The organism is Vibrio sp. Isolate22 (genome assembly GCF_022398115.1).
Taxonomy (GTDB): domain Bacteria; phylum Pseudomonadota; class Gammaproteobacteria; order Enterobacterales; family Vibrionaceae; genus Vibrio.
Map to the genome: position 1 here is coordinate 1 of NZ_JAKEUW010000149.1, position 848 is coordinate 848.

An 848-nucleotide genomic window follows, 5' to 3' on the forward strand; every position below is an offset into this window, starting at 1 on the left:
CCTCTTTGGCCCGTAGGCATTATGCGGTATTAGCCATCGTTTCCAATGGTTATCCCCCACATCAAGGCAATTTCCTAGGCATTACTCACCCGTCCGCCGCTCGACGCCGTTATCGTTCCCCGAAGGTTCAGATAACTCGTTTCCGCTCGACTTGCATGTGTTAGGCCTGCCGCCAGCGTTCAATCTGAGCCATGATCAAACTCTTCAATTTAAGATTTTGTGACTCAACGAATACTGACTTCAAAACTAATATTCATGTAAACATGAACATGTAATTCTAAAGCTATTACCATTCCAACAGAATGGTAATGAATTGACTGTGCCAAAATTAAGTAAACTTAACTTTGTATTGGTCACTCAGTTCATTGAAATCAATTTTGATTCCGAAGAATCTGTTTTATCTAACGATAAAACGTTTTGATATTCATCAACGAGTGCCCACACAGATTGATAGGTTTAAATTGTTAAAGAGCTTTGCTTTCAGTGCCTTAGCACTTAAGCAGGACGCGTATAATACGCTTTCTACTTTGAAAGTCAACATAAAATACTAAGAAAACTTAGAACTCTATGGTGACTTGTCTACTTTGTAGACAAAGTCGAAATTAAAGCCTGGCGATGTCCTACTCTCACATGGGGAAGCCCCACACTACCATCGGCGCTATTGTGTTTCACTTCTGAGTTCGGCATGGAATCAGGTGGGTCCACAATGCTATGGTCGCCAAGCAAATTTTAAAATTCGGAAAGCTGTTTCTGTTCTCTTCAAACTCATTCAAGCGTTTGTATCTTTGAGTCCATCAAAACCCCTTGGGTGTTGTATGGTTAAGCCTCACGGGCAATTAGTACAGGTT

Annotated in this window: 2 rRNA genes; both read right to left on the minus strand. The window is 41.2% G+C overall.

Annotated features, from left to right (window positions below):
* Nucleotides 1-211, minus strand: a 16S ribosomal RNA gene (locus tag L1D55_RS27415); the annotation flags it as partial.
* Nucleotides 212-607: 396 nt separating this feature from the next.
* Nucleotides 608-723 (minus strand): 5S ribosomal RNA (gene rrf / locus L1D55_RS27420).
* Nucleotides 724-848 lie beyond the last annotated feature (125 nt).